The sequence below is a fragment of the Erwinia sp. E_sp_B01_1 genome (assembly GCF_036865545.1).
In the GTDB taxonomy this organism is placed as follows: Bacteria; Pseudomonadota; Gammaproteobacteria; order Enterobacterales; family Enterobacteriaceae; genus Erwinia.
Genome location: NZ_CP142208.1, coordinates 4,449,780 through 4,476,213 on the forward strand (window position 1 = coordinate 4,449,780; position 26,434 = coordinate 4,476,213).

At 53.9% G+C, this 26,434-nt stretch carries 18 protein-coding genes, 2 tRNA genes and 3 rRNA genes; 10 read left to right on the forward strand and 13 right to left on the reverse strand.

Translation table 11 applies throughout. From position 1 onward, the window contains the following. Window positions 1–128 precede the first annotated feature (128 nt). The 5 genes from iclR (at window position 129) to VRC33_RS20670 (ending at window position 4,708) form a co-directional block, all read left to right on the forward strand. Window positions 129–962 (forward strand): glyoxylate bypass operon transcriptional repressor IclR, encoded by an 834-nt coding sequence (gene iclR / locus VRC33_RS20650; RefSeq protein ID WP_338558996.1) that lies wholly within the window; start codon window positions 129–131, stop codon window positions 960–962. 337 nt (window positions 963–1,299) lie between these two features. Further along, entirely contained in the window at window positions 1,300–1,452 is a 153-nt protein-coding gene (locus VRC33_RS20655) for a Hok/Gef family protein (RefSeq protein WP_338558999.1), read from the forward strand. Window positions 1,453–1,697: 245 nt separating this feature from the next. Beyond that, window positions 1,698–2,237 (forward strand): gluconokinase, encoded by a 540-nt coding sequence (gntK, locus tag VRC33_RS20660; RefSeq protein ID WP_338559002.1) that lies wholly within the window; start codon window positions 1,698–1,700, stop codon window positions 2,235–2,237. Beyond that, window positions 2,234–4,054, forward strand: coding sequence for a phosphogluconate dehydratase (gene edd / locus VRC33_RS20665; protein WP_338559004.1), 1,821 nt, complete (start codon window positions 2,234–2,236; stop codon window positions 4,052–4,054). The genes gntK and edd overlap by 4 nt, the downstream gene beginning before the upstream one ends. A gap of 12 nt (window positions 4,055–4,066) precedes the next feature. Next, a complete protein-coding gene (locus VRC33_RS20670) occupies window positions 4,067–4,708 on the forward strand; it encodes a bifunctional 4-hydroxy-2-oxoglutarate aldolase/2-dehydro-3-deoxy-phosphogluconate aldolase (protein ID WP_338559006.1) in 642 nt (213 codons plus the stop codon). Here VRC33_RS20670 and aceK read toward each other — a convergent pair. From aceK to VRC33_RS20695, 5 genes are all read right to left on the reverse strand, one after another. After that, complete coding sequence (gene aceK / locus VRC33_RS20675) at window positions 4,654–6,462, reverse strand: bifunctional isocitrate dehydrogenase kinase/phosphatase (RefSeq protein ID WP_338559008.1); 1,809 nt, start codon at window positions 6,460–6,462, stop codon at window positions 4,654–4,656. The genes VRC33_RS20670 and aceK overlap by 55 nt on opposite strands. 18 nt (window positions 6,463–6,480) lie before the next feature. Beyond that, complete coding sequence (gene aceA / locus VRC33_RS20680) at window positions 6,481–7,785, reverse strand: isocitrate lyase (protein WP_338559011.1); 1,305 nt, start codon at window positions 7,783–7,785, stop codon at window positions 6,481–6,483. 18 nt (window positions 7,786–7,803) lie between these two features. After that, window positions 7,804–9,402, reverse strand: a complete 1,599-nt coding sequence (gene aceB / locus VRC33_RS20685) for a malate synthase A (RefSeq protein ID WP_338559013.1) — start codon at window positions 9,400–9,402, stop codon at window positions 7,804–7,806. A 336-nt stretch (window positions 9,403–9,738) separates the two neighbouring features. Beyond that, window positions 9,739–10,668, reverse strand: coding sequence for a homoserine O-succinyltransferase (metA, locus tag VRC33_RS20690; protein ID WP_338559015.1), 930 nt, complete (start codon window positions 10,666–10,668; stop codon window positions 9,739–9,741). A 155-nt stretch (window positions 10,669–10,823) separates the two neighbouring features. Then, window positions 10,824–11,657, reverse strand: coding sequence for a LysR family transcriptional regulator (locus VRC33_RS20695; RefSeq protein ID WP_338559017.1), 834 nt, complete (start codon window positions 11,655–11,657; stop codon window positions 10,824–10,826). 300 nt (window positions 11,658–11,957) lie between these two features. Between VRC33_RS20695 and VRC33_RS20700 the strand changes: the two genes are divergently transcribed. Genes VRC33_RS20700 through VRC33_RS20710 form a run of 3 tightly spaced genes read left to right on the forward strand, consistent with a single transcriptional unit; the run spans window position 11,958 to window position 15,467 of the window. Beyond that, window positions 11,958–12,992, forward strand: coding sequence for a M20 family metallopeptidase (locus VRC33_RS20700; protein WP_338577009.1), 1,035 nt, complete (start codon window positions 11,958–11,960; stop codon window positions 12,990–12,992). After that, entirely contained in the window at window positions 12,989–13,798 is an 810-nt protein-coding gene (locus tag VRC33_RS20705; RefSeq protein ID WP_338559027.1) for a transporter substrate-binding domain-containing protein, read from the forward strand. Before VRC33_RS20700 ends, VRC33_RS20705 begins: the two co-directional genes overlap by 4 nt. After that, window positions 13,779–15,467: a M28 family peptidase gene (locus VRC33_RS20710; RefSeq protein ID WP_338559030.1), complete on the forward strand. Its 1,689-nt coding sequence runs from the start codon at window positions 13,779–13,781 to the stop codon at window positions 15,465–15,467. Before VRC33_RS20705 ends, VRC33_RS20710 begins: the two co-directional genes overlap by 20 nt. 179 nt (window positions 15,468–15,646) lie before the next feature. On the opposite strand, the gene rrf is transcribed toward VRC33_RS20710, so the two are convergent. The 5 genes from rrf to VRC33_RS20735 all read right to left on the reverse strand — a co-directional run bounded on the left by rrf (window position 15,647) and on the right by VRC33_RS20735 (window position 20,944). After that, a 5S ribosomal RNA gene (rrf, locus tag VRC33_RS20715) occupies window positions 15,647–15,762 on the reverse strand. A 111-nt stretch (window positions 15,763–15,873) separates the two neighbouring features. Beyond that, window positions 15,874–18,778 (reverse strand): 23S ribosomal RNA (locus VRC33_RS20720). A 202-nt stretch (window positions 18,779–18,980) separates the two neighbouring features. Continuing rightward, window positions 18,981–19,056 (reverse strand) — tRNA-Ala (locus VRC33_RS20725). A gap of 194 nt (window positions 19,057–19,250) precedes the next feature. Beyond that, window positions 19,251–19,327 (reverse strand) — tRNA-Ile (locus VRC33_RS20730). A gap of 76 nt (window positions 19,328–19,403) precedes the next feature. Further along, window positions 19,404–20,944 (reverse strand): 16S ribosomal RNA (locus tag VRC33_RS20735). The 16S, 23S and 5S rRNA genes sit together here with 2 tRNA genes alongside, the layout of an rRNA operon. A 629-nt stretch (window positions 20,945–21,573) precedes the next feature. Between VRC33_RS20735 and purH the strand changes: the two genes are divergently transcribed. Beyond that, window positions 21,574–23,163: a bifunctional phosphoribosylaminoimidazolecarboxamide formyltransferase/IMP cyclohydrolase gene (gene purH / locus VRC33_RS20740; RefSeq protein WP_338559033.1), complete on the forward strand. Its 1,590-nt coding sequence runs from the start codon at window positions 21,574–21,576 to the stop codon at window positions 23,161–23,163. A gap of 19 nt (window positions 23,164–23,182) precedes the next feature. Then, complete coding sequence (gene purD / locus VRC33_RS20745; protein WP_338559035.1) at window positions 23,183–24,463, forward strand: phosphoribosylamine--glycine ligase; 1,281 nt, start codon at window positions 23,183–23,185, stop codon at window positions 24,461–24,463. 80 nt (window positions 24,464–24,543) lie between these two features. Here the strand turns inward: purD and VRC33_RS20750 are convergent, their stop codons facing one another. The 3 genes from VRC33_RS20750 to VRC33_RS20760 form a co-directional block, all read right to left on the reverse strand. Next, window positions 24,544–25,209, reverse strand: a complete 666-nt coding sequence (locus VRC33_RS20750; protein WP_338559038.1) for a DUF1481 domain-containing protein — start codon at window positions 25,207–25,209, stop codon at window positions 24,544–24,546. Between the two features lie 128 nt (window positions 25,210–25,337). Next, the gene (hupA, locus tag VRC33_RS20755; RefSeq protein WP_013200312.1) at window positions 25,338–25,613 is read right to left on the reverse strand and encodes a nucleoid-associated protein HU-alpha; all 276 of its coding nucleotides are present in this window, start codon (window positions 25,611–25,613) and stop codon (window positions 25,338–25,340) included. Between the two features lie 188 nt (window positions 25,614–25,801). Then, the gene (locus VRC33_RS20760; protein ID WP_338559046.1) at window positions 25,802–26,392 is read right to left on the reverse strand and encodes a YjaG family protein; all 591 of its coding nucleotides are present in this window, start codon (window positions 26,390–26,392) and stop codon (window positions 25,802–25,804) included. Window positions 26,393–26,434: the final 42 nt, after the last annotated feature.

Sequence of the window (26,434 nt, forward strand, 5' to 3'; positions counted from 1 at the left end):
TAAAAGAAAACCACCGTGAGACATTTTCAGCCAGCCGCTGCAACAGATCCGACCAGCAAAGCGGACGTTGCATTATTAATCAATAAAACGAAAATGATTTCCATATGGTGAAAATTAAGGAGTCAGACATGGCGACCCCCGTGGTGGCAAAACGTGGCAAGAAACCCCGTGCCACAACCGCTCAGCCAGCCCAACCTGCCGGGCAGGTGCAGTCACTGACCCGTGGCCTGAAGCTGCTGGAATTTATCGCCGATTCGCACGGCAATATTGCGTTGACCGAGCTGGCTCAGCAGGCTGGCCTGCCAAATTCCACCACTCACCGCCTGCTGACCACGATGCAACAGCAGGGATTTGTCCGTCAGGTGGGCGATTTAGGGCTGTGGACCATTGGCGCACATGCGTTTGTGGTGGGCAGCAGTTTTCTGCAAAGCCGCAACCTGCTGGCGCTGGTACACCCGATGCTGCGCAGGCTGATGGAGGATTCCGGCGAAACGGTGAATCTGGCGGTGCTGGATATCAGCGATCGCCGTGCGGTCATTATTGACCAGGTGCAGTGTACACAGCTGATGCGCATGTCTGCGCCGATTGGCGGCAAGCTGCCGATGCACGCCTCCGGTGCCGGGAAGGCCTTTCTTGCCAATCTGGATGATGCCCAGGTGACGGAGTTACTGCACCGCCAGGGTCTGCACCATTACACGCCGCAAACGCTGATGTCGCCGCACAGCCTGAAAGAGAATCTCGCGCTGGTGCGCAAAATGGGTTTCGCCTTTGATGATGAGGAACATGCGCTGGGGTTGCGCTGTGTGGCCGCCTGTATCTACGACGAGCATCACGAACCCTTCGCCGCGATTTCAATCTCCGGCCCGGTTTCCAGAGTAACTGACGATCGCGTCACCGAGTTGGGGGCACTGGTGATTAAAGCTGCCAAAGAGATCACCCGAGAGTACGGCGGTGCCCGCTGATTTTTCCATAACCCGGTCAGGCTGCTCTGTTCATGGACGTTACGCAGGAGCAAAGTCATAGTGCAAAGCTGGAGCTGGCCCGAAACTTTATCGGAGCGTTTCATCGCTGTTGCAAAAAAAGAGTACCAGAATTAACTTTAGTAAAGTGATGGCGTGGACAGGGAAAGTTGTGCGTTACACTGCGCGACGGGTGCTCAGGATCTTTTTGTCCTGAGTGTTCGGGACAAAAAGAGAAAAGCCCCACTTGATGTTACTCAAAGTGAGGCTGCTCTTTACACCCGACAGTGTGAAGGTAGCCTTTTACCTGCTGAAAAGCAATGGAGAAAGGAGGCCAAAGATGGCACAAAAAATGTTCACCCTCTGTTTAATGGTGGTCTGCATTACGCTCGTAACGGTGATCTGGATTACCCGCGATTCGCTCTGCGAACTGCACTTTAAGCAAGGAGGGACGGAGGTTGCTGCCAGCTTAGCCTGTAATTCGACAAGGTAAAGCAACCCTACCAACGGGCAAATTGCCCGTTGGTACTCTGTTGAGGTGTGATCCATGAGCACCCTTCCCCTGCCAGCTTCTCTGCGCCCCACTCCTTGCAAAACTTGAAGCCGATCACAATTACCGTCGATTCCTGCGGGTTCTGATTGCGTCTTTACTCGCTTTCCCCCAACAATGGTATGGACAGATGTTACCGGTAACAACCATCTTCCGACGTTGTGCCTTTTTTCATGGGGAGCTGAGCAATGAGCAATCAACACCACAGAATTTACGTCATCATGGGCGTGTCAGGCAGCGGGAAATCCGCAGTGGCGGCCAGCGTTGCACGCCAGCTCTCCGCAGGTTTGCTGGATGGGGATTTCCTGCATCCACGCCACAACATTCAAAAAATGGCCGCAGGCGAAGCGCTGGACGATGGCGATCGGGCGCCCTGGCTTAATGCCCTGAACGATGCTGCTTTTGCCATGCAGCGCACGAACAACATCTCGATCATTGTCTGCTCAGCCTTGAAAAAGCACTACCGCGACCGGCTGCGCGCCGGTAACAGCACGCTCTCGTTTATTTATCTGCACGGGGATTTCCCGGTGATTGAAGCGCGTCTTGCCGCCCGCAGCGGCCATTTTTTCAAGACTCAGATGCTGGTCAGCCAGTTCGCCTCGCTGGAACAACCGGGCGCTGACGAGAGCGATGTGAAGATAATCAATATTGATCGGCCGCTGGAGCAGGTTATTGCCCAGGCAGTGCAGCATATTCAGCACTTTCAGCCACAGGACGCCTGCGCATGAACCCGGTCCATCCCCTTATTGCACGCGTAACCCAGCGTATCGTTGAGCGTTCTGCAGCCAGTCGGGCGACTTATCTGGCCCGGATTGAGGTTGCCCGTTCGCAAACCGTTCAGCGTGCCAAACTTGCCTGTGGCAACCTCGCGCACGGCTTTGCCACCTGCCAGCCTGACGACAAAGCGGCGTTGAAAAATATGGTCCGCAGCAACGTTGCGATCATCACCGCCTATAACGATATGCTTTCGGCCCACCAGCCTTACGAAAACTATCCGGATAAAATTCGTCGCGCCCTGAATCAGGTGGGTGCGGTAGGCCAGGTGGCAGGTGGCGTACCGGCGATGTGCGATGGCGTCACTCAGGGACAGGATGGCATGGAGCTGTCATTGATGAGCCGCGATATCATCGCGATGTCTTCTGCGGTAGGCCTTTCCCACAACATGTTCGATGGCGCGCTTTTCCTCGGGATCTGCGACAAAATCGTGCCTGGCCTGGTGATGTCCGCCCTCTCCTTTGGCCATCTTCCGGCGCTGTTTGTGCCAGCCGGGCCGATGAGCAGCGGGTTGCCGAACAAAGAGAAGGTGCGCGTTCGTCAACTCTACGCCGAGGGTAAAGCCGACCGTCACGCACTGCTGGAAGCCGAAGCGGCTTCCTACCACGGCATTGGCACCTGCACCTTTTACGGCACCGCCAATACCAACCAGATGATAATGGAAGTGATGGGCCTGCATCTGCCCGGCTCTTCGTTTGTTCACCCTGAGACACCGCTGCGTGAAGCACTGACCGAAGCGGCAGCCCGGCAGGTGACCCGTCTGACTGAGATGTCCGGCAATTATCTGCCCGTCGGCAAACTGGTTGATGAGAAAGTGGTGGTCAACGGCATAGTGGCCTTGCTGGCTACCGGCGGCTCGACCAATCTGACCATGCATATGGTAGCTATGGCGCGTGCAGCCGGGATTCAGATCAACTGGGATGATTTTTCTGATCTCTCAGAGGCGATCCCTTTGCTGTGCCGGATTTACCCCAACGGCCCGGCGGACATCAATCAGTTTCAGGCGTCCGGGGGAGTGGCACTGCTGGTGCGCGAGTTGCTGAATCACGGCTTGCTGCATGAAGAGGTGAATACCGTTGCCGGATTTGGCCTGCACCGCTACACGCAGGAGCCCTGGCTGGATAACGGCCAGCTGGCCTGGCGCGAAGGCACGGAAACCTCACTGGATGACAGGGTCATCGCCTGCGTGTCACAGCCCTTCGAACAGCATGGTGGCACCAAAGTGCTGACGGGAAATCTGGGCCGCGCGGTGATGAAAACATCTGCGGTTCCGGCAGATAACCAGATTATCGAAGCCCCCGCCGTGGTATTCGAAAGCCAGCACGCCGTTCTCCCGGCTTTTGAAGCCGGTGAGTTGAATAAAGATTGCGTGGTGGTGGTGCGTTTTCAGGGGCCGCAGGCCAACGGCATGCCTGAGCTGCATAAACTGATGCCGCCACTTGGCGTATTAATGGATCGCGGGTTCCGGGTGGCGCTGGTTACGGACGGTCGTCTTTCCGGTGCTTCCGGCAAAGTGCCCTCGGCCATTCATGTCACGCCGGAAGCTTACACCGGCGGCCTGCTGGCCAAAGTCCGCAGCGGGGACAGAATCCGCGTTAACGGCCGCACCGGCGAGCTCAGGCTGCTGGTGGATGAAGCGGCTCTGGCTGAAAGACTGCCGTATCAGCCGGATCTGAGCGCAGAACATATCGGCTGCGGACGTGAGTTATTTGGCGCGCTGCGCAGCCAGCTTTCAGGCGCCGAGCAGGGTGCCTGCTGCATCAAATTTTAACGGAGAATACCTATGAATAACTGGAAAACCAGCGCAGAGCAGATCCTGACTTCCGGCCCGGTCGTCCCGGTGATTGTTATCACCAGAGTGGAGCAGGCCGTCCCGCTGGCGAAAGCCCTGGTCGCAGGCGGCGTGCGGGTACTGGAAGTGACGCTCCGCACCGACTGTGCGCTCGAGGCTATCCGCGCCATTGCCCGTGAAGTCCCCGAGGCCATCATTGGCGCTGGCACGGTGATCAATCCGCAACAGCTTCAGCAGGTAACTGAAGCCGGGGCGCAGTTTGCCATCAGCCCTGGCCTGACTAAGGATCTGCTTGAGGCGGCAAATGCTGGCCCGATCCCGTTGATCCCAGGGATCAGCACCGTTTCGGAACTGATGCTGGGGATGGATCATGGCCTGCGTGAGTTTAAGTTTTTCCCGGCTGAAGCCAACGGCGGCGTGAAGGCGTTACAGGCGATTGCTGGTCCCTTCCCGCAGGTGCGTTTCTGCCCGACAGGCGGCATTTCACTGGCTAACTACCGCGACTATCTGGCGCTGAAGAGCGTGCACTGCATCGGCGGATCCTGGCTGGTGCCCGTCGACGCGCTGGAGAACGGTGATTACGATCGGATCGCTTCACTGGCACGTGAAGCCGTGGCAGGCGCGTCAGCCTGATCCTGTTGCTGAGCCGGGCTCATCGCCTGGCTCTGCGAATAGCGCTGGCTGAACCGCTGCCGGCGACGATAAGCGAAGACATCCTCAATATGCCCCTCCCGGATACGCTGTTGCAACGTGCGCCAGAAGCTGGCCGTGAACAGCTCTCCATGCATCTCATCAAATAACCGTGCTATAGCCGGATCGGCGCACAGATAGTGGCGGAACTCTTCCGGGAAAACATCTTCCGGCGCCACGCTGTACCACGGCTCCTGACTCAGCTCATCTTCCGGATAACGGGGCGGCGGGATATCCCGGAAATTCACCTCAGTCATGTAGCTGATCTCATCGTAATCATAAAACACCACGCGTCCGTGACGGGTTACGCCAAAATTCTTGTAGAGCATATCGCCGGGAAAAATGTTGGCGGCGGCCAGCTGCTTCACCGCGTTACCGTACTCTTCGATCGCCTCACGTTGCTGCCGATCGTTCGCCTGTTCAAGCCAGAGATTCAGTGGCGTCATCCGCCGTTCGAGATAGAGGTGGGCGATCAGGATCCTGTCGCCCCGATCCTGAATTTTCTCCGGGATCTCCTGCTGCAACGCCTGCCACAACGCCGGGCTGATACGTGCCTTATCCAGCGCAAAGTTTTCAAATTCCTGAGTGTCGGCCATCCGCCCCACACGATCGTGCTCTTTGACCAGTTGATAACACGCCCTGACCCGCTCCGGAGTCACCTCCTTTTGCGGTGCAAAGCGATCTTTAATCACTTTAAATACCCGGTCAAAACCGGGCAGCGTGAATACCAGCATTACCAGCCCGCGCACGCCGGGTGCGATAACAAACGGCTCTGATGTCGCCGCCATATAGTGCAGATATTCGCGGTAGCACTCGGTTTTGCCATGTTTCTGGCAGCCAATGGCCATATAAAGTTCGGCGGTGGTTTTTCCCGGCAGGATCTCGCGCAGCCACTCCACCAGCGCGGCTGGCAAGGGGGCATAAACCATAAAATAGGCTCGGGCAAAGCCAAACACGATGCTGGCTTCCCGCTTGCGGGTCAGGCAGGTATCAATAAACAATTCCCCCTGCTCGCTCCGGTGGATCGGCAGCAGGAAAGCATAGACGCCTGAGGCAAGCCGGAGTTTCGCCACCAGCCAGGCGGCTTTGTTGCGATAGAACAGTTCACTGGCGACTTCCAGTGAGCCGGTTTCCAGCATTTGTTCAGCAAAGTTTTCCTGCAGATGAGCAATAACAAAGCCGATATCCCGCTGAAGGTCCTGCCAGGGTAACCGCAGTGGCAGGTCGTGCAGCACCCGGGTCAGCAATGTCTGCCAGTCACCCGCTGCCGGGCAGGTTTTTGACAGCGGTCGGGGAAGGGTACGAAAGCGTCTTTCAGGCTGTGAGCTGAAGATAAACAGCCGTTCTGGCGTAAGCATCTGATGATCCAACAGACGACAGTAAACCGAATTAAAAAAGCTTTCGGCGATTTCAAAACGGGGATAATCGGGAAGCAGCCCGGTGTAGACTGCCTTCACCCGCAGCAGCAAGGCATTTTCATAAACCTGCTCCCCGGTAATGCAGCGCAGTTGCTCCACCACCAGACCAACATGATGATCATACAGATGAATACGGGCTTTCATTGCCGCCTGAACGGCGTGCCAGTCCGCCTGTTCAAAGCGTTGCTGCGCCCCGCCCGTCACTTCCAGAAAGCGGCCATACTGCGCATCAAATCCCTGCAGGATAGTCCGGGCGATCAGGGTTTCCAGCTGTGACATAGGGGCCGCCTTTGCTTATCAGAACTGCTGTTCTTCCGTGGAGCCGGTCAGCGCCGTCACCGACGAAACGCCCCCCTGAATGACAGTGGTGACGCTGTCAAAATAGCCGGTACCCACTTCCTGCTGATGCGATGAGAAGGTGTAGCCCCGATCCCGGGCCGCAAATTCCGGCTGCTGCACTTTCTCCACGTAGTGACGCATGCCCTCACCCTGCGCATAAGCCTGGGCCAGATCGAACATGTTGAACCACATGCTGTGGATCCCCGCCAGCGTGATGAACTGGAAGCGATAGCCCATCTCACTCAGTGACTGCTGAAAGTGAGCGATGGTCCTGTCGTCGAGATTCTTTTTCCAGTTAAAAGAAGGGGAACAGTTATAAGCCAGCAGCTTGCCAGGGAAGCGCTCGTGGATAGCATCAGCAAATCTTTTTGCCAGCGCCAGATCCGGCGTGGAGGTTTCACACCACAACACATCTGCGTAAGGGGCATAGGCCAGCCCACGGCTGATGGCCTGCTCAACGCCTGCCCGGGTACGGAAGAAGCCTTCAGGCGTGCGCTCACCGGTGACGAATTCACGGTCATACTCATCGCAGTCTGAAGTAATCAAATCGGCCGCCTCCGCATCTGTTCGCGCAATCAATACGGTTGGTACCGCCATCACATCCGCCGCCAGCCTGGCCGCAACCAGTTTCTGGACCGCTTCCTGTGTCGGAACCAGCACTTTGCCTCCCATATGACCACACTTCTTCACCGAAGCGAGCTGGTCTTCAAAATGCACGCCGCCTGCTCCGGCCTGAATCATCGCTTTCATCAGCTCGAACGCATTCAGTACCCCACCAAAACCAGCTTCCGCATCGGCAACAATCGGCAGGTAGTAGTCGACATGACGGGGGTCACCTGGTTCGATCTGGCTGGCCCACTGGATTTGATCGGCCCGCTGAAAGGTACTGTTGATTCTCTCCACCACTGAAGGCACCGAGTTCGCCGGATAGAGCGACTGATCCGGATACATGCTGCCCGCCAGGTTGGCATCCGCCGCTACCTGCCAGCCCGAAAGATACACCGCCTCGATTCCGGCTTTAGCCTGTTGCAAAGCCTGACCGCCGGTTAATGCCCCCAGGCTGTTGATATAGCCTTTTTTCGCGCCGCCATTCAGCAGATGCCAGAGCTTTTCTGCCCCCAGCTGTGCCAGCGTGCAGGCCGGATTCACCGAGCCACGCAGTTTCACTACCTCTTCCGCAGAATAAGGGCGGGTAATGCCCTCCCAGCGTGCAGCATGCCAGTCATGATTGAGCTGTTCGATCTGTTGGGTACGAGATGTCATAGCAGGATCCCCTTTCTGTCAGTGAAGTAAGCTGTAGCCCGGCAGAGTCAGGAACTCGACCAGCTCTGGTTCAGTGGTAATGCGTTCCATCAGGTCAGCCGCTTCGTCAAAGCGCCCCTGACTGAAACGTTGTTCGCCCAGCTCTTGCTGGATCACCAGCATCTCTTCAGCCAGCATCTGCCGGAACAGCGCTTCCGTGACCTGCTCGCCGGTATCCAGCGTTTTACCGTGACGGATCCATTGCCAGATTGAGGTGCGTGAGATCTCCGCGGTGGCCGCATCTTCCATCAGCCCGTACACGGGAACGCAGCCGTTACCTGAAATCCAGGCTTCGATGTACTGCACTGCCACGCGAATATTGGCCCGCATACCCGCTTCCGTTCTTTCCCCGGCGCAGGGTGCCAGCAACTGTTCTGCGGTGATTGGGGAGTCCTCTTCACGCAGCACATCCAGTTGGTTATCACGGTCACCCAGCGCATCGCTGAAAACAGCCATTACCGTGTCGGCCAGTCCCGGATGAGCAATCCAGGTGCCGTCATGACCGTTTCTGGCTTCCCGCTCTTTATCCGCCTTCACGCGGTTGAGTACCCACTCATTGCGCTCCTGCTCTTTGCTGGGGATAAACGCCGCCATACCGCCCATCGCAAAAGCGCCGCGACGGTGACAGGTTTTGATTAGCAGGCGCGAATAAGCATCCAGAAAGCCTTTTTCCATGGTCACGGACTGACGATCGGGCAGCACACGGTCAGAGTGATTTTTCAGGGTTTTGATATAGCTGAAGATGTAATCCCAGCGGCCACAGTTAAGGCCGACAATATGATCGCGTAAACTGAAAAGGATCTCGTCCATCTGGAATACCGCTGGCAGCGTTTCGATCAACAGCGTGGCTTTGATCGTTCCACGGGGAAGATTGAAACGATCTTCTGCGTAGCTGAACACTTCGCTCCACCAGGCCGCTTCCTGCCAGCTCTGGGTTTTAGGCAGATAAAAATAGGGACCACTGCCCCTGGCCAGCAGCGCCTCCACGTTGTGGAAGAAATAGAGTGCAAAATCAAACAGGCTGCCGGGGATGGCTTCGCCGCGCCAGGTGACATGCTTCTCGGGCAAATGCAGCCCACGTACGCGGCATACCAGCACCGCAGGCTTGGGTTTGAGCTGATAGATTTTTCCGGCTTCGTTGCTGTAACTGATGGTGCCATTTACCGCATCGCGCAGGTTGATCTGCCCTTCGATCACTTTTTCCCAGCAGGGAGCCAGCGAGTCCTCAAAATCCGCCATAAAAACATTCACATTGGCATTCAGGGCATTGATCACCATTTTGCGTTCTACCGGGCCGGTGATCTCTACTTTGCGGTTTTGCAAATCAGCCGGAATACCACGAATAGTCCAGTCACTGTTTTTTATGGAATCTGTTTCCGAAATAAAGTCCGGTAACTCTCCCGCATCAAACCGCTGCTGTTGCTGCTTTCTGGTCTGTAACAGTTCATTGCGCCGTGGCGTGAAACGTATCACCAGTTCGCTGAGGAATTCGACCGCGGTATCGGTCAGTATTTGCCGTTCTGCCTGCCCTGAAGGGCGATGGAACATCAGTTGCGTGCTGATAACTTGTTGAGTCATATCCCCACTCCCGTCATCGATCCTGTCTGAAAGCCTCCTGAGAGGACTGTTTTGCGTTGGGTAATTTTTAACCCGCAGGATCAAAATACGATCAACCAAATAACAAAATCAAAAACTATTTCCATTTTTTATGTTAATTACATGTAAGGCGATGATTAAAATAGAATTAAACTTTTTATCTGAAAGGAAGTGGGTTTCATAAGATGACTTTTTAGAGGAATACCGGGGGAATGCTGAAAGATTACAGAGTAAAGCAGCCATCAACGGGGCGATTTTTAACACAAAAAAAGGGCCGATCCCGGTAAGAGATCGGCCCTTATTCTGCTATCGCAGCGTTCAGTCCAGGCTGGGATTCATATGGCGCAGATCAAATGGAGTGATCTGGTAAACATAGTAGTTAAGCCAGTTAGAAAACAACAGATTACCGTGGCTGCGCCAGCTGGCACGCGGTGGAAGCTCAGGATTATTCTGCGGGAAATAATTATACGGAATATCAGGATTGAGCCCTGCTTCATAATCGCGGTGATATTCTCCGGAGAGCGTCAGCGCATCATATTCCGGGTGTCCGGTGACAAACGCCAGTCGCTTGTCTTTGCTGGCGAAAAGATAGGCACCGGTTTGATCCGATTCAGCAAATATTTCCAGATCGGTGTAGTCGCGTAGCAAATGCGATGGAAAATCAGCATAACGCGAATGAGGAGCAAGGAAGCTGTCGTCAAACCCACGCGTGAGTAAAGCATGAGGATGCAGGATCTGGTGGTCGTAAACACCCGATAATTTGGTTTCACGCGTCTGCTTAGGGATGCCATACAGAATGTTCAGCGCGGCCTGCACGGCCCAGCAGACAAACAGCGTAGAGGTGACATGTTCTTTTGCCCAGTGCAGTACCCGCTGGATCTGCGGCCAGTAAGCCACGTCATTAAAATCAACCAGCCCTAAAGGTGCGCCGGTAACGATCAGCCCATCATAGTTATCATGCTGAATGTCTTCGAAATTACAGTAAAAATTATTCAGATGCTCCATCGGTGTATTGCGGGTTTCCCGACTGTCGATGCGCAGCAACTGAATATCAATTTGCAACGGCGAGTTGGAAAGCAGGCGGAGAAACTGGTTTTCCGTCTCAATCTTTTTTGGCATCAGATTCAGTACCAGCACCTTCAACGGACGGATTTCCTGAGTGCTGGCCCGCGAGGAAGTCATCACAAAGACATTCTCGTTGCGCAAAAAACTCACGGCTGGTAATTCATCGGGTACCCTGATTGGCATAACCTGCTTTCCTCAATTAACCATTTAAACGTTTAGACATCCAGACACCCGAAGATAGCCTGATGAGAACCTAATGTCGAGGTTTCATCCGTAAGTTGAAAATGTTTCACCTCCGATCGCGGAACATCTCGACGAAAGGCAGCGTAACCGCCGCATCAGTGCTGGCATGACGGTAGAGCAGCCAGGTACGGCTTTTGACCACTTCCCCCTACGGCAACAGGCGTGCGGAACAACGTCGGCGCAAGTGGCTGATAACTGGAAACAATGGCATAACCCAGTCCACGCTCTACCATTGCCAGGCATACTTCCAGCTTATCCACACTCATTGCCACACGGGGTGCCAGCGAATAACTGGTATTCCACCACCTTTCAATCAACGTGGTGATATGGCCACCGTGATTTATTTTGATCTGCGGTAAATGCGGCAGCAGCGCCAGATCTACAGGCTCACGGCTGATCACATAATAGTCATCCTCGTCGATCAGCCTCTTGCCTTCCTTCCAGCCGTAGTCATCTTTTGTTATTGCCAGGTGAACCTCCCCACGCTGTAATTTCTGGAACATCTCTTCGCTTAATCCGCTGACAAGATTGACGTTGATCCCAGGGTGCTGCTGACTGAATCCGGCCAGTAATTCCGGCAGACGATAGGCGGCAAAGTTGCTGGAAACCCCGATCCGCAACTCACCCCGTTGTGGTCCGTTGAGGCTTTGTAGCGTAGTGCGCAGCAGCTGAAGTTCGTCGAGGACGCTTTGAGCGTGCTGTGCCAGATAACGACCCTGTGCGCTGAAGGTAAGGCCCCGTCCTCCCTCTTCAAACAGCTGAATGGCCAGTTTGCGCTCTATCTGCCTTAGCCGGTAGCTCAGTGCCGGCTGAGAGGTGAACAGCGCTTCAGCCGCACGGGTGATGTTTTTGTACTGCCAGACGGTACGGATGATTAACCAGTCTTTCTCGTTCATCGTGCTCTCGATCGCCAGGGGATCCTCTTCCATAAAATATTTTTTGGCTGCGCTTTGCAAGCCATAAAAAAGCTCAATTGGGAATAGAACAAAAAAAGGCCTATATATGTATAACTAGCTAATTTTAAATAAATTAATTGCACCTGGATGGGGAAGTACAATGCCTGAACGCACCATAAGCGCGCAGAAAGATAAAATTATTTATGCAGTTGAACAGAGCGGGTCCGCCATGCAGGCACTGGCATTAAGCCTGCATCAGCATCCGGAAGTCAGTTTTGAAGAGCACCGCTCTGCGGCGGAGCTTATCCAGCCTCTGCGTCAGGGGGGTTCACCATTGAAACCGGGACTGGCGGACTTGAGACGGCTTTTCGCGCGAGCTGGAAGCAGGGTACCGGCGGGCCGACTATCGCATTTCTGGCGGAATATGATGCGCTGCCTGGATTGGGGCATGCCTGCGGCCACAACCTGATTGGCACCGCTTCGGTTGCCGCTGCACTGGCGTTAAAGAGTGCCGGCATTGAATTCAATGGCCGCATAGAGGTTATCGGCACTCCGGCAGAAGAGGATGGCGGCGGTAAGATCATCATGGTTGAAAAAAAGGTATTTGATGATGTCGATGCCGTCATGATGTTCCATCCCAGAGAGAAAAATATGGTGGTGCGTGGAGCCCTGGCCTGCCACGACTCCACGTTCAAATTTTATGGTAAGGCTTCGCATGCGGCGTCTGCGCCACAACTGGGCATCAGCGCGCTGGATGCGGTCATCCACACCTTCAATGGTATTAACGCCCTGCGCCAGTTCTTTACTGATGATGTCCGTGTACACGGGGTCATAACCCAGGGGGGCAGCGCTGCGAATATCGTGCCGGCTTTTGCTGAAGCCAAATTTATCCTTCGCGCTGCGACGGTGGCGGGCCTGAGCGAAGTTCGCCGTAAAGTTTATGCTGCTGCCAAAGGCGCAGCGGAAATGAGCGGTGCACGGCTGGAGATTGAAGAGGGACTGATTTACGCCGAGCGTAATAATAATCTTGCCCTGGCTGCATGCTTTACCGGAAACATGATGCATCTGGGGGAGACGTGCTATGACCCTCCGACAAGTGGCGGTGTTGGTTCTTCGGATATCGGTAACGTCAGTCAGATTACAGCAGCTATCCATCCTTATCTGCGTATCGGTGATGTTACGCCTCACACCCCTGAATTCGCTGATGCCGCCGGTTCTGCTACAGGCCTCAAAGCAATGCTGACAGCAGCCAAAGCGCTGGCTATGACGGCCTATGATTTATGCCATGACGACGAAAAGCTGGCGGCGGTGAAAAACGAATTTATCCAGTGGCAATCACAAACTGTTTCAGCAGGAGATAAACAATGATCAAATCCCGTGTAGTGATGCTGGCAACGCTGGCCCTCTGTTGTTCCTCTGCGCTGGCAGCAGGGCAAACACTTCGTGTAGGTGCCGATCTGACCTATCCTCCTTTCCAGTATCGGGATGTGAATGGTAAACCAACCGGCTTTGAGATTGATATCACCAACGCGGTATGTAAGGCCATTGCGGTAAAGTGTGAGTACGTCGTCAGCAGTTTTGACGCGGAAATCCCTTCCCTGATGGCAAAGAAAGTGGATTTCATCTCTCCGCTGGGCGCCACAATAAAGCGTAAGAAATCGATAGATTTCAGTAACTTCATTTATCACGTTCCCTCCCAACTGGTCGCACGTAAAGGCTCTGATTTGCAGCCCACACCAGCATCCCTTAAGGGTAAAAATATTGCGGTACAGCAGGGATCAATACAGGAGATGTATGCCAATAAGTATTGGGCACCTGAGGGCGTGGAGATCAAAACCTATCCCGACCAGGATGTTATTTATCAGGATTTGAGCGCAGGTCGGCTTGATGGCGCTTTGAGTCCGGCTGTTGCAGTAGCTTTTGGTTTCCTGCAAAAACCTGAAGGGAAAGATTTTGCGCTGACCGGTCCGGAAGTCCGTGACGATGTCCTGTTTAGCATCGGGTCAGCCTATGGAATCCGTAAAGGTGATGAGAAAACGCAGAAGATGCTGAATGAGGGGCTGGCAAAAATCATGGCTGATGGCACCTGGCAGAAGATTAAACAGCACTATTTTGGCGATATCGCAATGAAAGTTACCCGGACGGAGAGTGCAGATGTGGCCACTGCCCAGTGATCCTGACCAGGCTACGCTTGTCCCGCTAATGGGCAAACTGCTGGGGGCTTTTCAGCACATGCCCCGCCTTTCCGGAAGTGATGAGGCGGAGCAGGCTGTTGATGAGCTGATCCGCCAGTTGCAGGAAGCAGGCCTCTCCCCCGAGCGGAAAACCTGTCAGCTTTACCTTAGCGACCCGATCGCTGGTTCGCTGGTGCTGCCGGACTTCCCTCAGTGGCAGGGACTTGCCAAAACTCGCTCATTTTCGGCCAGCGTTCCTGAAGGCATCAGTGCGCCACTTTTCTATGATAAGCGCTCACTCCAGATGATAGCCGATAGCGATCGTAATGCGTGGGAATCGGCGGTACGCGGCAGGATCGTTATCGCCGATCAGGGATTTGAAGAGTATGTACAGCGTCTGGTCCGGGCCGGCGCTGTGGGGCTGGTCCATATCTGGGGATCGGCTGAAGAGGCTCTGCATGAAGAGACCGTGGGACCAGTCTGGGGCACACCGGTTCCGGACGACCTGGCTCTTTATCCTTCCCTGCCCGTTATCTCAGTGACCCATCATCAGGGCCAGTTATTACTGGATATTATTGATAAGCAAAACCAGCCCGTTCTGGCAAAGATCAGCACTACGCTGAATGAGCATGTTGCAAGCTGTAGCCTGCCAGTGCTGGAGATACCTGGTGAAACTGATGAGTATGTTCTTCTCTCCAGTCATTATGATTCATGGCATCAGGGCATGACTGACAATGCTACTGGCAATGCACTTTGCCTGGCCGTGGCTGCCCATTTTCATCACCAGTCTCAGCTCAAACGCGGGCTACGTATCGCCTGGTGGCCTGGTCACTCTAATGCGCGTTACGGGGGTTCAGCATGGTATGCCGATCGCTACCGACAGAGTTTACAACAGCATTGCGTGGCACATATCAATGTCGATTCTCCCGGTTGTAAAGGGGCGACTGAAGTGGTGGTCAATGCCAGTGGAGCAGAGAATATTGCATTTTTGCAACGAGCTGTGCTTCAAATCACGGGTAAAGAGATAAGACGCATTACCCCATTGGGAAAAGGTGGCGATCAATCTTTCTGGGGCTGTGGTATTCCACTGCATTTCGCTTTTCGTGAAGAAGCCGAAATCCGAACCAGCCAGTCGCCGGGTAGCGGTGGCGGCTGGTGGTGGCATACCGAAGAGGATACCCTGAATAAAGTGGATGAAGCTATTTTATGGCGTGACTGCCAAATCCATATCGGGTGGCTGAACGAGCTTTTATATCAGGAACAGCTGCCTGTTGATCCTGCTCATTATCTGAGGAAATTGCTTGAGGAGCTGGATAATCTGCAGAGCAGTCTGGATGCACAGTTTGATCTTTCTGAGATTAGAGAGAAGCTGATGAGCCTGGAGCAGCAAATCTCAGCAATGAACAACGGGAATTGGACGCCTGAATTTAACGTTATTAATCAGTTGGTTGGAGTTTTACATCGGGTTCGCTACAGTTCGACAGATGATTTCCATTACGATCGTAGCTACCGGGGAGGTGCCTTTCCGGGCCTGCAAATACTGCGAGAGCAGCGGCAACAGACAACTTCTCCACTGACTTTTCTGGCAATGACTACCCAGTATGTGCGTCAGCGCGATCGGGCACTTAGTTTACTGACGTTAAGTCAGGTATTGCTGAAAGGTAGCTGATTTTGCATAAGAAAAGGCCCGGCGCGTCAGCGCGGGGCCTTTTTCTTTGCACTTTTTCACCGGTCACGCCGGTCTTCGCCGGGCCCGGACCTGAATCTCGGGTAATACTGGCCGGATTTTCATCGCGCGCAGACGCAAAAAACCCCGGCCTTGCGGTCGGGGTTATTGCTTGATTTGATGCCTGGCAGTTCCCTACTCTCGCATGGGGAGACCCCACACTACCATCGGCGCTACGGCGTTTCACTTCTGAGTTCGGCATGGGGTCAGGTGGGACCACCGCGCTAAAGCCGCCAGGCAAATTCTGTTGTTCACGCCGCCCTCGCAGGCCACGCAAATCAATCCGTTATCGAACAGGCTGAAAATCGGTGCGTCTCTCAGACGCCCACCAGAACGCTTCTGGTGTTGTAAGGTTAAGCCTCACGGGTCATTAGTACCGGTTAGCTCAACGCATCGCTGCGCTTACACACCCGGCCTATCAACGTCGTAGTCTTCAACGTCCCTTCAGGGGCCTTAAAGGCCCAGGGAAGATTCATCTCGAGGCAAGTTTCGCGCTTAGATGCTTTCAGCGCTTATCTTTTCCGCACTTAGCTACCGGGCAATGCCATTGGCATGACAACCCGAACACCAGTGGTGCGTTCACTCCGGTCCTCTCGTACTAGGAGCAACCCCTCTCAATCTTCCAGCGCCCACGGCAGATAGGGACCGAACTGTCTCACGACGTTCTAAACCCAGCTCGCGTACCACTTTAAACGGCGAACAGCCGTACCCTTGGGACCTACTTCAGCCCCAGGATGTGATGAGCCGACATCGAGGTGCCAAACACCGCCGTCGATATGAACTCTTGGGCGGTATCAGCCTGTTATCCCCGGAGTACCTTTTATCCGTTGAGCGATGGCCCTTCCATTCAGAACCACCGGATCACTATGACCTGCTTTCGCACCTGCTCGAGCCGTCACTCTCGCAGTCAAGCTAGCTTATGCCATTGCACTAACCTCACGATGTCCGACCGTGATTAGCTAACCTTCGTGCTCCTCCGTTACTCTTTAGGAGGAGACCGCCCCAGTCAAACTACCCACCAGACACTGTCCCCACGCCGGATCACGGCGCCAGGTTAGAACATCAAACGTTAAAGGGTGGTATTTCAAGGTTGGCTCCACGCAGACTGGCGTCCACGCTTCAAAGCCTCCCACCTATCCTACACATCAAGGCTCAATGTTCAGTGTCAAGCTGTAGTAAAGGTTCACGGGGTCTTTCCGTCTTGCCGCGGGTACACTGCATCTTCACAGCGAGTTCAATTTCACTGAGTCTCGGGTGGAGACAGCCTGGCCATCATTACGCCATTCGTGCAGGTCGGAACTTACCCGACAAGGAATTTCGCTACCTTAGGACCGTTATAGTTACGGCCGCCGTTTACCGGGGCTTCGATCAAGAGCTTCTCCTTGCGGATAACCCCATCAATTAACCTTCCGGCACCGGGCAGGCGTCACACCGTATACGTCCACTTTCGTGTTTGCACAGTGCTGTGTTTTTAATAAACAGTTGCAGCCAGCTGGTATCTTCGACTGGCTTCAGCTCCGGGAGCAAGTCCCATCACCTACGCGCCAGCGTGCCTTCTCCCGAAGTTACGGCACCATTTTGCCTAGTTCCTTCACCCGAGTTCTCTCAAGCGCCTTGGTATTCTCTACCTGACCACCTGTGTCGGTTTGGGGTACGATTCTGTGTTACCTGATGCTTAGAGGCTTTTCCTGGAAGCAGGGCATTTGTTGCTTCAGCACCGTGGTGCCTCGTCATCACGCCTCAGCCTTAAAGAGTTCCGGATTTGCCTGGAACTCAAGCCTACACGCTTAAACCGGGACAACCGTCGCCCGGCCAACATAGCCTTCTCCGTCCCCCCTTCGCAGTAACACCGAGTACAGGAATATTAACCTGTTTCCCATCGACTACGCCTTTCGGCCTCGCCTTAGGGGTCGACTCACCCTGCCCCGATTAACGTTGGACAGGAACCCTTGGTCTTCCGGCGAGCGGGCTTTTCACCCGCTTTATCGTTACTTATGTCAGCATTCGCACTTCTGATACCTCCAGCAGACCTCACAGTCCACCTTCGACGGCTTACAGAACGCTCCCCTACCCAACAACGCCTGAGCGTCGCTGCCGCAGCTTCGGTGCATGGTTTAGCCCCGTTACATCTTCCGCGCAGGCCGACTCGACCAGTGAGCTATTACGCTTTCTTTAAATGATGGCTGCTTCTAAGCCAACATCCTGGCTGTCTGTGCCTTCCCACATCGTTTCCCACTTAACCATGACTTTGGGACCTTAGCTGGCGGTCTGGGTTGTTTCCCTCTTCACGACGGACGTTAGCACCCGCCGTGTGTCTCCCGTGATAACATTCTCCGGTATTCGCAGTTTGCATCGGGTTGGTAAGCCGGGATGGCCCCCTAGCCGAAACAGTGCTCTACCCCCGGAGATGAGTTCACGAGGCGCTACCTAAATAGCTTTCGGGGAGAACCAGCTATCTCCCGGTTTGATTGGCCTTTCACCCCCAGCCACAAGTCATCCGCTAATTTTTCAACATTAGTCGGTTCGGTCCTCCAGTTAGTGTTACCCAACCTTCAACCTGCCCATGGCTAGATCACCGGGTTTCGGGTCTATACCCTGCAACTTAACGCCCAGTTAAGACTCGGTTTCCCTGCGGCTCCCCTATACGGTTAACCTTGCTACAGAATATAAGTCGCTGACCCATTATACAAAAGGTACGCAGTCACACCACGAAGGTGCTCCCACTGCTTGTACGTACACGGTTTCAGGTTCTGTTTCACTCCCCTCGCCGGGGTTCTTTTCGCCTTTCCCTCACGGTACTGGTTCACTATCGGTCAGTCAGGAGTATTTAGCCTTGGAGGATGGTCCCCCCATATTCAGACAGGATGTCACGTGTCCCGCCCTACTCATCGAACTCACAGTAAGTGCATCTTCGTGTACGGGAGTATCACCCTGTACCCTGCGACTTTCCAGACGCTTCCACTGATGCACAAACTGATTCAGGTTCTGGGCTGTTCCCCGTTCGCTCGCCGCTACTGGGGGAATCTCGGTTGATTTCTTTTCCTCTGGGTACTTAGATGTTTCAGTTCCCCAGGTTCGCCTTGCATGGCTATGTATTCACCATGCAATGATGCACAAGTGCACCGGGTTTCCCCATTCGGGTATCGTCGGTTATAACGGTTCATATCACCTTACCGACGCTTATCGCAGATTAGCACGCCCTTCATCGCCTCTGACTGCCTAGGCATCCACCGTGTACGCTTAGTCACTTAACCTCACAACCCACAAGCGTCCCGGAGGACACGAGCTGTTGCGGGCATTTGAGAGACTCGACCACGTCGTAAATTTCATTCTTATTACGGAGAATGAAAACGACGCGTCGTTTCAATTTTCAGCTTGTTCCGGATTGTTAAAGAGCATAATACTTCGCAGCACACCGTTGCCGGTACGCTCTGAAGTATTTTTTAGTGAACTGTATGGTGGAGCTAAGCGGGATCGAACCGCTGACCTCCTGCGTGCAAGGCAGGCGCTCTCCCAGCTGAGCTATAGCCCCATACAGTTACTGCAGAGACCATCTACTACCACTCAACCGGAGGCTGTTCTTCACTGACGTGAATAACCGTTTCTTCCGACCGCTTACATTCTTTTTCTTACGAAAAAATGTAATTTCTTCTCAGGCAAGGCATGCGGAAGGGAAGTTTACCTTTCGTAAACGACCGCGCGCATAACGCCGCATGAGATGAAATTTGGTAGGCCTGAGTGGACTTGAACCACCGACCTCACCCTTATCAGGGGTGCGCTCTAACCACCTGAGCTACAAGCCTGTAGAGGTTTTTTTTCTGCTCGTTACTTTTTCATCAGACAATCTGTGTGGACACTGCGCGGGAAAGTATCTTCAGGTAAGGAGGTGATCCAACCGCAGGTTCCCCTACGGTTACCTTGTTACGACTTCACCCCAGTCATGAATCACAAAGTGGTAAGCGCCCTCCCGAAGGTTAAGCTACCTACTTCTTTTGCAACCCACTCCCATGGTGTGACGGGCGGTGTGTACAAGGCCCGGGAACGTATTCACCGTAGCATTCTGATCTACGATTACTAGCGATTCCGACTTCACGGAGTCGAGTTGCAGACTCCGATCCGGACTACGACGCACTTTATGAGGTCCGCTTGCTCTCGCGAGGTCGCTTCTCTTTGTATGCGCCATTGTAGCACGTGTGTAGCCCTGGCCGTAAGGGCCATGATGACTTGACGTCATCCCCACCTTCCTCCGGTTTGTCACCGGCAGTCTCCTTTGAGTTCCCGACATTACTCGCTGGCAACAAAGGATAAGGGTTGCGCTCGTTGCGGGACTTAACCCAACATTTCACAACACGAGCTGACGACAGCCATGCAGCACCTGTCTCACGGTTCCCGAAGGCACTAAGGCATCTCTGCCGAATTCCGTGGATGTCAAGGCCAGGTAAGGTTCTTCGCGTTGCATCGAATTAAACCACATGCTCCACCGCTTGTGCGGGCCCCCGTCAATTCATTTGAGTTTTAACCTTGCGGCCGTACTCCCCAGGCGGTCGACTTAACGCGTTAGCTCCGGAAGCCACGCCTCAAGGGCACAACCTCCAAGTCGACATCGTTTACGGCGTGGACTACCAGGGTATCTAATCCTGTTTGCTCCCCACGCTTTCGCACCTGAGCGTCAGTCTTTGTCCAGGGGGCCGCCTTCGCCACCGGTATTCCTCCAGATCTCTACGCATTTCACCGCTACACCTGGAATTCTACCCCCCTCTACAAGACTCTAGCCTGCCAGTTTCAAATGCAGTTCCCAGGTTAAGCCCGGGGATTTCACATCTGACTTGACAGACCGCCTGCGTGCGCTTTACGCCCAGTAATTCCGATTAACGCTTGCACCCTCCGTATTACCGCGGCTGCTGGCACGGAGTTAGCCGGTGCTTCTTTTGCGGGTAACGTCAATCGACAAGGTTATTAACCTTATCGCCTTCCTCCCCGCTGAAAGTACTTTACAACCCGAAGGCCTTCTTCATACACGCGGCATGGCTGCATCAGGCTTGCGCCCATTGTGCAATATTCCCCACTGCTGCCTCCCGTAGGAGTCTGGACCGTGTCTCAGTTCCAGTGTGGCTGGTCATCCTCTCAGACCAGCTAGGGATCGTCGCCTAGGTGAGCCATTACCCCACCTACTAGCTAATCCCATCTGGGCACATCCGATGGCGTGAGGCCCGAAGGTCCCCCACTTTGGTCCGAAGACGTTATGCGGTATTAGCTACCGTTTCCAGTAGTTATCCCCCTCCATCAGGCAGTTTCCCAGACATTACTCACCCGTCCGCCACTCGTCACCCAAGAGCAAGCTCTCTGTGCTACCGTTCGACTTGCATGTGTTAGGCCTGCCGCCAGCGTTCAATCTGAGCCATGATCAAACTCTTCAATTAAAAGTTCGATTTGCTGCAACAAGTGCAGCGATGCTCAAGTGTAAAACGTCATAATGAATTTCATTATGTGTTCACTCTTAAGGCTTGATATTTTTTTGCGTCCAAAGACGCTGATATCAATCCTGCGAGTGCCCACACAGATTGTCTGATAAATTGTTAAAGAGCGGTGCGGTAAGCGCCTTGGCGACTTACTGCGAGGTGGCGTATACTACGCTATCCTCCTTCAGAGTCAACGTCTTTTTCAGAAGTTTTTCTCCGGCGGTTCAGCTTCCTGAACCTCTCAACCCGGTGACTGTTAAGCCGTTGTTCCGTGTTGATGGATGCGCATTATAGGGAGTTCTGAAGCCCTGACAACCCCTAAATTGCGATAAATAGCGCGTTCGCTGCAATCCCCAGCAAAAGGGCTGTTTATACGCAGTTATCAACAACGTTATCCACAAATTACCCCCTCCGTTAAATTAGACAAGCGCCACGCAAACGTTTTCGCTACAATGCCCCCGCAAAATATTTGCCTCTGTTAAGGGCGTTACCTGAGGCCGAATCCATTCTTCTTCTATATAGAGAAAGAAAATGGCTAAGCTTGAGGTAACGATCTTATCTATGCGAACCAAAGCCAAGGGATACTCCTCATGCAACAACCTCGTCCTGTACGCCGCGCTCTTCTCAGCGTGTCTGACAAAGCTGGCATCCTCGAATTTGCTCAGGCGCTCTCTCAGCGCGGTGTCGAACTGCTCTCTACGGGTGGCACGGCAAGCCTGCTGGCGAAAGCTGGCCTTCCTGTTACCGAAGTCTCTGACTACACCGGTTTCCCGGAAATGATGGATGGACGCGTCAAAACTCTGCACCCGAAAGTGCACGGCGGCATTTTAGGACGCCGTGGTCAGGACGATGCCATCATGCAGGAGCACAGCATCTCCCCTATCGACATGGTGGTCGTTAACCTTTATCCGTTTGCTGAAACGGTTGCCCGTGAAGGTTGCTCTCTGGAAGATGCCGTTGAGAATATTGATATCGGCGGACCGACCATGGTGCGCTCAGCGGCCAAGAACCACAAAGACGTCGCTATCGTAGTCAAGAGCAGTGATTACCAGGCGATCATCGCTGAGCTGGATGCCAACGAAAACTCGCTGACGCTGGAGACCCGTTTCGACCTGGCTATTAAAGCTTTCGAACACACGGCCGCTTACGACAGCATGATTGCCAACTACTTCGGCAGTCTGGTTCCAGCCTATCACGGCGAAACCACACAACCTTCCGGTCGCTTCCCTCGCACGTTGAACCTGAACTTCATTAAGAAGCAGGATATGCGCTACGGTGAAAACAGCCATCAGGATGCTGCCTTCTATATAGAAGAGAATGTCTCTGAAGCTTCTGTTGCCACTGCACAGCAGGTTCAGGGCAAGGCGCTCTCTTACAACAACATCGCCGATACGGATGCTGCGCTGGAGTGCGTGAAAGAGTTCACCGAGGCTGCCTGTGTGATCGTCAAGCATGCTAACCCTTGTGGCGTAGCCGTAGGCGGTTCAATTCTGGATGCTTACGAGCGTGCTTATAAAACGGATCCAACCTCGGCCTTTGGCGGCATCATCGCCTTCAACCGTGAACTGGACGAAGCCACCGCGCAGGCCATCATCAGCCGCCAGTTTGTGGAAGTGATTATCGCGCCTTCAGCCAGCGAAGCCGCGCTGAAGATTACCGCTGCAAAACAGAATGTTCGCGTGCTGACCTGTGGTCAGTGGCAGCAGCGTCAGAAAGGCCTGGATTTCAAACGCGTCAACGGTGGCCTGCTGGTGCAGGACCGCGATCTTGGCATGGTAGATGAAAGCCAGCTGCGTGTTGTCAGCAAGCGCCAGCCTACTGAACAGGAACTGCGTGATGCGCTGTTCTGTTGGAAAGTGGCTAAGTTCGTTAAATCCAATGCGATCGTTTATGCCCGCGAGAATATGACTATCGGCATAGGTGCAGGCCAGATGAGCCGCGTCTACTCCGCAAAAATTGCCGGGATTAAAGCCGGTGATGAAGGACTGGAAGTGAAAGGCTCCGCCATGGCTTCTGATGCCTTCTTCCCGTTCCGTGACGGTATTGATGCTGCTGCAGCAGTCGGAGTGAGCTGCGTCATTCAGCCTGGCGGCTCTATTCGTGATGAAGAAGTGATTGCCGCCGCCGATGAACACGGCATTGCGATGATCTTCACTGACATGCGCCATTTCCGCCATTAATTACGGAGCAGAAAGAACAATGAAAATTTTAGTGATTGGTAATGGTGGACGTGAACATGCGCTGGCCTGGAAAGCGTCATTGTCCCCTCTGGCAGAAACCGTCTTTGTTGCACCTGGTAATGCTGGCACTGCACTTGAGCCTGCCCTGCAAAACGTGGCGATCAACGCAACGGATATCCCGGCACTGCTGAATTTTGCGCAGAGCGAAAAAATTGATCTGACCATCGTGGGGCCGGAAGCGCCTCTGGTGATTGGCGTGGTTGATGCTTTTCGTGCCGCTGGCCTGAAGATTTTTGGCCCCACTCAGGCCGCAGCCCAGCTGGAAGGCTCCAAAGCCTTTACCAAGGATTTCCTGGCCCGCCATAACATTCCTTCTGCTGAATACCAGAATTTCACCGAAGTTGAACCTGCGCTGGCTTATACCCGCAGCAAGGGCGCCCCTATCGTCATCAAGGCCGACGGCCTCGCTGCCGGTAAAGGCGTGATTGTGGCAATGACCCTGCAGGAAGCCGAAGACGCGATCCAGGATATGCTGGCAGGTAACGCCTTTGGCGATGCCGGACACCGTATCGTGGTTGAAGAGTTCCTTGATGGTGAAGAAGCCAGCTTCATTGTGATGGTGGATGGTGAAAACGTTCTGCCTATGGCTACCAGCCAGGATCATAAGCGAGTGGGCGATGCCGATACTGGCCCTAACACTGGCGGCATGGGTGCTTACTCCCCCGCCCCGGTTGTCACCAGTGAAATCCACCAGCGTGTGATGGACGAGGTGATTTGGCCAACCGTGCGTGGCATGGCTGCGGAAGGCAACGTCTATACCGGCTTCCTTTATGCAGGTCTGATGATCGATAAAAGCGGACAGCCGAAGGTGATTGAATTCAACTGCCGCTTTGGCGATCCGGAAACCCAGCCGATCATGCTGCGTCTGCAGTCAGATCTGGTGGAGCTTTGCCTGGCCGCCGTTGAAGGCAAGCTGAACACCAAAGACTCCGTCTGGGATCCTCGCCCTTCTCTGGGTGTGGTACTGGCTGCCGGAGGCTATCCTGGCGATTACAGCACGGGCGATCAGATCCACGGTCTGCCGCTGGAAGCGACGCCGGATGGCAAAGTCTTCCATGCTGGTACCACAATGCAGGATGATCTGGTGGTCACTAACGGTGGCCGCGTACTGTGTGTTACGGCCCTGGGCGAAGATGTGGCTGCGGCTCAGAAACATGCTTATGAGCTGGCGAAATCGATCTCCTGGGAAGGGAGCTTCTGCCGCACGGACATTGGTTACCGCGCGATTGGCCGCAAGTAATCATTAAGGGGCATCGTCCTGATGCCCTGAACGCGTAAAGCTGAAGCAGTATATAAATGAAGGGAGCTTGCTCCCTTCATTTATAAATCAGCGGCTTTTGGCTCAGTCCGGCACTGATCGTCGGCAGATACCAGAATCAACTGCGTGCCTGTGGGCGCTTCCAGCCAGGCAATGCTCACTGGTTTACCGGACTCACGCTGATGCTGAGTGATGTAGTTGGTGAAGAACCGATCAAAGGTCGGCTTTTCCACCCCGCCCTGACAGAGTGTCACCGTACCGGAAGGTGACCAGTAGCCCTGTTTAAGCCACACACGCCCTTCCAGCAGATCGTCACTGATTTTCAGCATACGCCCCGCCTCGAACTGGTATAACGCCACAGCATCGGGTGAGAGCGCCTCACGTTGCCCTTCCAGCTGGCGCTGCATAAAACTCAGGCTGCCATCCTGATCAAAACGTAGCGTAACGATTTCCGGGTGTTCACCCTGGCTTTTCCGTTCAATGGAGATCAGCTTGTCCTGCTGCCATTGATAATCGGTCGTTTCAGCAGTGCCGCCGGTAAAGGGGGTATAGACCGTCACAAGATGGCTGGCGTGCTGATGGTTGTCTTTGCGCCATATCCTTACTGCTCCCCTGTCGGCCAGATAACCGCTGGCGGTAAAGTCAGGAATGTCAGGACGCGAGCTGCAACCTGCCAGCATCAGCAGCATTAAAATCAGAGTGGGGAAAGTAACCGGGCTTCGTATCATGGTGTGATTATCACACATAGCGAGAGGGATTGCCGCAGCCGGGGTAGCCAGGGCAGAAAATTCAGCAACAGCAGAGCCATAACAAAAGGGGCTTAACGCCCCCCTGTTTAAAACTCTTCACTGTCACACTATGACTTAACAGCGTCTTTCAGTGCTTTACCAGAAACAAACGCTGGTACATTAGCAGCAGCAATTTTGATTTCTTTACCAGTCTGCGGGTTGCGGCCAGTACGCTCGGCACGGTGGTTAACTTTAAAGGTACCAAAACCAACCAGTTGTACAGCATCACCTTCTTTCAGAGACTCAGTAATCGCAGCCAGGGTGGATTCCAGAGCAGCTTTGGCCTGGGTCTTAGACAGGTCCGCTTTGTCCGCAATTACATCAATCAGTTGAGTCTTGTTCATAAGTTATCCTTACAGTGTATTTATCGCTTGCTAAGCATCAAGTGCGAGGGAAAAACCAGGTTCTGGCACTCTCCTGCATACACGCACCGATAGCCACATTTTTCAGCCCCCCAAATGTAGACCAGACTGGGGGCGAATGTGAAGCCTTAAGGCGCTACAAATCAGGCCTGAAGTCACGTTTTATCGCCTTACTGCTGAAAATTTATACCGATGTTGCTGATCCCGGCTTCCCGCAGGTCAGATCGCAGTCCTTTGATGAGGTCGAGATCCCTTTCCTCGCAGGCACTGAGCAGGCGAAAAATCTCCCACTGAATGTCCCATTCATCTTCCACCGCGGGATTCACTTTTAACTCTTCCTCGGTCATTTCCCGCTCAGCCTGAGTCATTTCCAGCATCGCTACAGAAGTAATTGAGGACTCGCTGACGGCAATTGCGTGGGCGAGCGTTTCACCACTTAAACGAGAGTGCAGCAATTCGCTGAGTGCCACACAGGCATCAATGGCGGGATAAACACCGTACAGATCGTAATCTTCTGCAGCCGGGATAGCTTCTTCAAATTTCTCCAGCTGCGAGTCAAAATTCACCTTCGCATCTTTGACCACCAGCGTTTCCCAGACCAGATCGAGAATACGGCGATAAATCTGGCCATCACCAAAGCCGGTTTGCTGGCAAAACGCCCAGTAGTTGGGGTACATGCGCTCACACAGGCAGGCCATAAAAGTAACGTGCTGCCAGCTTTCCAGTTTCTCAAGCCGCAGGTGAATCGGATTACGTAACATGTTGGGATCTCTTAAACATAAAATGCGCGGCCTGCAGTGTAA